Annotated in this window: 5 protein-coding genes and 2 pseudogenes; all 7 read left to right on the top strand. The window is 70.2% G+C overall.

The window, feature by feature from the left end; translation table 11 throughout:
- Nucleotides 1-514: pseudogene (locus ACLB9X_RS34215) on the top strand (hypothetical protein); the annotation flags it as partial.
- 20 nt (nt 515-534) lie between these two features.
- Nucleotides 535-801 (top strand): hypothetical protein, encoded by a 267-nt coding sequence (locus ACLB9X_RS34210; RefSeq protein WP_410364314.1) that lies wholly within the window; start codon nt 535-537, stop codon nt 799-801.
- 818 nt (nt 802-1,619) lie between these two features.
- On the top strand, nt 1,620-2,741 hold the full coding sequence (locus ACLB9X_RS34205) for a sigma-70 family RNA polymerase sigma factor (protein ID WP_410364313.1): 1,122 nt from the start codon (nt 1,620-1,622) through the stop codon (nt 2,739-2,741).
- 77 nt (nt 2,742-2,818) lie between these two features.
- A complete protein-coding gene (locus ACLB9X_RS34200) occupies nt 2,819-4,216 on the top strand; it encodes a PepSY domain-containing protein (RefSeq protein WP_410364312.1) in 1,398 nt (465 codons plus the stop codon).
- A gap of 52 nt (nt 4,217-4,268) precedes the next feature.
- Nucleotides 4,269-5,648, top strand: a complete 1,380-nt coding sequence (locus ACLB9X_RS34195; protein ID WP_410364311.1) for a phospholipase A2 — start codon at nt 4,269-4,271, stop codon at nt 5,646-5,648.
- 82 nt (nt 5,649-5,730) lie between these two features.
- Nucleotides 5,731-6,039, top strand: coding sequence for an SCO4225 family membrane protein (locus ACLB9X_RS34190; RefSeq protein ID WP_410364310.1), 309 nt, complete (start codon nt 5,731-5,733; stop codon nt 6,037-6,039).
- Nucleotides 6,040-6,289: 250 nt separating this feature from the next.
- Nucleotides 6,290-6,482: pseudogene (locus tag ACLB9X_RS34185) on the top strand (hypothetical protein); the annotation flags it as partial.

Raw genomic sequence — 6,482 nt, 5'->3', positions numbered from 1 at the left:
TGGTACGGCTTGCGTTCACTCACCCCACCGATTCCAGCAGGCCACCGGCATCGGACCGGCACGTTCCGCCTCCGTCCACACCATCAGGCGACACCAGAACAACTCATATACTCACGAACCGCCCACTTACGACTTCTTCGCCAAGTGCCCCCACCGGCTCGCCTGCGCACGCTGCCCGCTCTACGTCCCAAAGGAGTCCACCCGCGGCCAGCTCCTGGCCGTCAAGGACGGCATCAACCAAATGCTCGAGCGCCTCGACCTGACCGATGACGAACGCGAGGCCCTCGAAGGAGACCGCAAGGCAGTGGCCGCCCTCACCGAGCGGCTCGCAGACACACCCCCCCCCGCCGGTCCGACACCCACGGAACTCGGGACCGCCGACAGCTTCGTCCCTCTGACTCAGCTCATGAAGACGATCGCCCCCGACAAGGGCGACCAGGAGACCCATTGCCCCCCTCGGACACCCCTACAAACCCCAACAGAGAGGCCGCACACGATCTCCGATTCTCAATAACTTGCCGCTTCCCCGTCTCCATGGGCGCGCTGCCCGCCCACCTGGAGCGCATGCGCTCCCACCCGGACATCGCCGGCGAGGTGCTGCGCCTGCAGTACACGGCGATGAGTCTCAACCCCAACGCCAAGCTCTACGGCCGCAAGACCCTCCTGGAGATGTTCGACCGCTCCCGCCGCGGGACCGCGCGTGCCTGGAGGCGTTCGAGCGCGAGCTCGAGATGCCGTGGGCGCTCTACCACGTACGCCGGCTGTTCCTGCTGTCCGACTCCGGGAAGCGGCGCCCGGTGATGCGCTCCACCGAGCGCGTCGACCTCGGCCGCCCCCAGCAGCTCGCCCGGCGGCTTGGGCCACCGTGGCCTCGGTGCCGCCGCGCGGGGCACGGTCGGGGATCGCGGCAAGCAGCCGGCGATGCTCGCGGGCGGCGGCCAGGATGTCCGGGACATATCCAGGACCGTGCGCAGCGCCCACACCAGCAGCGGGGCCATGACGGCCGGGTGCACGATCGCGACGCTGTTCTCGCCGTCCGGGTGTCGTCGTTGGTGCCCAGGAAGTCGGACATGACCGCGGCCGGGTCCTCCCACGGCGGCATGACCAGCCGGTCGTGCTCGGGCAGGTAGGGGGCGTAGGCCCACAGCCGCGAGATCACCCACAGGGCCTTGGCATCGGTGCGCCACCGGCGGCCCAGCGGGCGACCGGCGGCATCGTGCCGTACGAGGCACAGGACGACGACGGACAGCCGATCGAACCGGTGCGCCGGTACCTGCGTGACTTCGTCGCCCATGGCCATCGTGCCGGGGAGCGTCCGGAGCTACGCCTACGACCTGTGAGGTGGTGGCGGTGGCTCCGGGGCGTCGAGGTCGAGTGGGACAAGGTGACCTCGACGGAAGTGCGCGAGTCGTCGCCGGATCGCTGTGAGCCAGGTGTGCGTGACCGTGACGGCCGGAGGTGAGGAGCAGACCCACTGCGTGCTGTGACGGCGCGGCGCCGATGGTGAGGCCCGCGTTCTGAGGGGCGCGGGCCCCACCGCGTTCCGGCCCCCGCCCCCTCTGAGCCACTTCGAGTTGGCTAGGTTCCGTTGCCGGAGGCGGTGGAAGGGAGCGGGGCCGGTGAGCACGGACGGGGAAGCCGAGCGGTGGCAGCGGATCTGGGGGCACCGGGAGGCGCTGCTAAGGGTGGCCCGGCGGCGGTCGGCGAGCCCGGAGGACGCCGAGGACGCCGTGCACGAGGCGATGGTGCGGGCCATGGAGCGGCCCGAGCTGGACGACGAACGGCTCGGCGGCTGGCTGACCACGGTGACGATGCGGCTGTGCGTCGACCGGCACCGGCAGGTGGCCCGGGAGGCGGAGGTGCACCAGCGGGCGGCGCGGGGGCTGCCCGGCTACGTCACCGTCGAGGACGGGGTGTGCGACCGGGCCGAGGCCCACTGGCTCACCCGGCGCGGCCGGGAGGAGCTGCCCGGACGGCAGGCCGAGGCGCTGGGGCTGCAGGTGCAGGGCCTGGAGCTGGGCCAGATCGCGCAGCGGATGGGCCTGAGCTACCGCGCCGTCCAGTCGCTGCTGGCCCGCGCCCGCAAGACGCTGCGCGGCGTGCTGGCCGGGACGCTGGCCGTGCTGCTGTGGCCGTGGCGCGGGAGCCGTTCGACCGGGGTGGGCGGTGGCGTACCGGCCGGGGCGGCACCGCTGGCGGCGGCCGCCGTGACGCTGACCGTCGCCGGGCTGACCCTGCTCGCCCCGGGCACGGCGAACCCGGCGCCGGGCTCCTCGGTGCCGGGGTTGCCGGTGCCGGGCGCCCCGGTGGCGGAGACGCTCCCGGAGCCGGGGGCGCCCTCGGCCACCCTGGCGGGCGACCCCGGTGCGGGGCTGCCGTACGGGGGTGCCCTCCCGGGGCCGGGCGGCGACGGGGCGGGTGCCCCAGGGGTGCCGGGGTCGCCGGGCAGTCCGGGGTTGCCGAAGGTGGCCGGTCCGGGGCTGCCGGAGGTCGCGGGCCCCGCACTGCCGGAACCGGACGTTCCGGGATTGCCGGGCACCCCGGAGGCGCCGGAGCTCCCCGACGCGGTGCTGCCGGAAGACACGCAGGTCACGACAGCCGGGACCCCGCTTTCCAACACCCCCGGCACCACCCCCGCACCCCCCGCCGAAAAAATCGTGAATCCGTGCGACGCAACCTCCACCTTTCCCCGTAGAGCGGCTGACAGAGACACCAGCTGCGACGGAGAGGTCACCCAGTGACTCGAAGCAGGCATAGAACGAGCAGCCGCGGCATAACCCGCGCCCTGCGGGGCGGGCTCGCCCTGGCGCTCGCCGGGGTGGCGTCGGCGACGCTGCTCTCCTCCCCCTCCCAGGCCGCGTCCGACGTGAACATCGGGCGCCGCTTCAACGACGGCCTGGACAGCCGGTACAGCGTCACCAGCTTCACCAGCGCCGCGAACGCGATGGGGTACGACGCCAAGGGCTACACGAACGGCCGCAGCGCCAACAACACCTTCAATGACGGCATCGGGGCCGCCGTACTGGGTCTGTTCGGCCACTCCAATGCTGGGATCTTTCAGACCGACGAGGGCCCCACCGACGCCGAGGACGCGATCCTGGCCGCCGGTACGGCCACCCACGTGGTCAGTCCGTACGCCAACCTCCGTTTCGTCTCCGAGTACTTCCCGTACCTGGAGGTCGACGACATGCGGCTGATGGTGCTGGCGGGCTGCTATACCTCGCTCTCCGACTCGTGGGGGAACTTCAACGACGCCGCCGTGTCGCGGGGCGTCGACTCCGTGATCACCTTCAGCGATCTGGTCTACTTCCCGGCAACCTCCTCCGGAACGTCGATTAGCCTGACCAACTACTCCGGCAACTACTTCTGGGACCGCTTCGGCTACCACGCCAAAACCGGCGTGACCATCAACACCGCGCTGTCCCGGGCCCGCAGCGACCTGGTGGCCAAGGAGGGCAAGGCCGGCGGCTGGGACAAGTACGCCATCCGGGGCGCCGTCAGCAACCCGGCCGGCGTCCGCCTCAAGCCCGCCGGCAACGGCGAGCCGCTGAACAGCCAGCCGCTGGCCACCCTCCCCTTCACCGCCTTCGGCCAGCTCACCCCCACCGCCACGACCAGCACCGAGGGGCCGGACGGCGCCGAGCTGACGGACGTGACGACCGCCGAGGGCGTCCAGTACCGGCAGCGGCAGGACGGCACCGTGCTGGACGCGGTGGGCACCCCGTCGACCGAGGGAGAGGTGACCCTGACCGCTGCCCAGGCGCGGGCCGCCGCTGCGGAGTTCGCCGCGGCCAACGTCCCCGGCTTCGGCACGGACTGGCGGCTGACCGCCGACGAGACCGTCAGCCACATCGAGGGCGACGCGGTGCGGCTGCTGCGCTGGCGGACCGTCGCCGACAGCCGGGACGCCGCCCGTGAGGTGACCGTCGAGCTGGACCGGCGCAGCGGCGCGGTTGTCTACTTCTCCGCCGCCCAGGGCACCGCCGACACCGCCGCCTTCCCGGTGACCGCCGCCCAGGCCGAAGCCACGGCCCGCGAACTGACCGGCGACCACACGACGGCCGCCACGGTGACGGCCGACACCTGGCACGCCAGCCGCTGGACGGTCACCTTCGACCGCGGCCTGGCGGGCTGGTCGAAGGCCCCCGTCCCGGACGTGGACCGAGTCGAGATCGACGCCCGCACCGGCAAGGTGCTCTCCCGCACGACGGCCTGACTTCTGCCCCTGCCGTCGGAATCGCGGAATCAACGAAGGAGACAACGCATCCATGAGATCCCACCCCGCCCGGCGGCTGTGCCGGGCCCTCCTCGCCCCGGTGGTCGCCGCCGGGCTGCTGCTGGGCGGTGCGGTGCCAGCACAGGCAGCGACCCCCCAACCGTCCGACACTCAACAGTCGTGGGCAGCCGACGGCACCGCAGCGGCGCTGCCCACCAGGGACGCATCCCAGGTGCGGGAGATCGGCCCGGGTCGGTTGGATCCGTCGTTCGGCGGGTTCGTCGTCACCGACACCGACATCCCTGAGTTTTCGCTTTCACGGCAGCACCTCGCTGCCCCCTTGCCGCCGCATCTGGCCGAACGCAACGACCTGATGGTGTTCGGCAGCGGTTGGCAGGCCGAGTTTCTGGGCGGTATGACTGCGTTCTCGCTGGAGGTGGCCGGCGATGAGGTGCGGGTCATCGCGCCGAACGGAGCAGCACACCGGTACGAGCACACTGGTGGAAACTGCTATCGCGCCGCCGACGGATCTGAGCTGACCAGGGACGCAGACGAGATTATCGAGCGCACCGGCAGCAAGCAGCTCACCTTCGTCTGGCGCATGGTGGCAGGCCAGTGGCGAGTCACCGCCGTAGGCACACCAGATGCGGGCATGGACCGCGTCACCTACGACGCCCTCGGCCGAGTGAAGCGACTGACCCGCGGTGACGCCAGCGGCGCTTACGCGGACATCAGCTATGCGACGGCCACCACCGCGATGGCCACGAACCTGGGCAGTAGCCGGGGAATGATCGACAGCATTGCGTCCGCCGCACACCGCAACGCGGTACCAACGACTGTTGCCACCTACCTCTACGACAGCGCCGGGCGACTTGCCGTCGTTGCAAATCCGAACGCCGGCCAACAGAGTTCATATGCGTACGACGACCAAAGCCGTCTCACCAAGGTCGACTCGCTGCTGCGGGGATCCTGGACAATGCGGTACGAGTCGAACGGCGAAGTCGTAGCGACCAAGGGCGACAGCGACGTGAGCCCTGCGCAGCTGTGCTCGGCCAGAAACTACATGTGGGGCGCGAACACCTGCTGGGCGGACCCGGTGCGCCACTACGGCTGGCGGAGCCCGTCGTGGAAAGTGACGCCGACGGGTAAGTCGATCGTTGGCATCTACTACGACCACTGCACCACTGCACCGGACCAGCCAGACGGCTTCGACTTCCGTCCAGCATGCGACATGCACGACTACGGGTACGGCCTCATCGCCACCGGCTACGCGAAGTACGCGGAGAAGGAAAGCGTTGACGACCTCTTCTACATCACCCTGAAAGACCACACCTGCCCGGCATACTCCGCATGGAGCCGCTGGGCGTGTGAAGCGGACGCCTGGATCTACCGCCAGGGCGTGCGCGCCGGTGACCCGAACAACGGCAAGTAACACCTGACACCAGCACTGCCGCGCGGTCCGGCAACACGACGTTGCCGGACCGCGCGGCATCAGCCTTTCGAAAGGTTGCACGATGCCATTTCGTCCGCTACAACGCCTGAAGGAAGCCGCCGCCCGGTACCGTCGGGGAACCGGCGCCCTGGCGATCTCCGGTGGTTATGCGGTGATCGTGCTCGCCGTGGCCACATTCGTCATCATCGCCAGCGCACTGCAGCCGGGGAGCTTCGCCGCCATGTGGCTGTTCCTGGTTACCCTGCCCAGCTCGCTGCTGCTGGGGTTCATTCCCGCCCAGGGAACCGCCTACGTCCTGCTTCTCACGCTCGGCGGCCTCGTTCAGGCATGGCTACTGTGGCTGGTGCTGCGCAGCAAGCGAGTGCGTTAGACCCTCACACCACCCTGTACTGCCGGTCCCCGACGTGCCCCACCCCGGAACAATGAACCCGTGCTCGTTGAGCCGCTCGTCCACCGCGGCGGTGTGAAGGGCGTGACACCGGCGCGACCTGCAACCCCTGATCCACCCCGGTGGCCCCGGGCCCGTGCCCAGCGCGGTCCCCGGGGCCACTACCCAGGGGCCGTTGGGTGGGTCTGTCAATCGATCGGCCCTGTCTCGCATTCGGTGGTGACGGAGAGTCGTGAGGGTCGTTGACATTCGTGTGAAGGATGTCAATGAGTTTGTGCAGACGGTGTTTTCGGGTCTTTCCCCGTTGGTCATCGAGGATGTGGTCGACGAGGGTGAGCGGATCGTGGTGCGGGCACGGACTCCGCAGGACACCGTGGCCTGCCCGGTGTGCGGGGCGTCGTCAGGACGCGTGCATGGCCATCACC

This window comes from Streptomyces sp. 5K101, assembly GCF_046506645.1.
Classification (GTDB): domain Bacteria; phylum Actinomycetota; class Actinomycetes; order Streptomycetales; family Streptomycetaceae; genus Streptomyces.
Note: the sequence above shows the minus strand (reverse complement) of the source record. Positions and strands in the feature narration are given on the sequence as shown.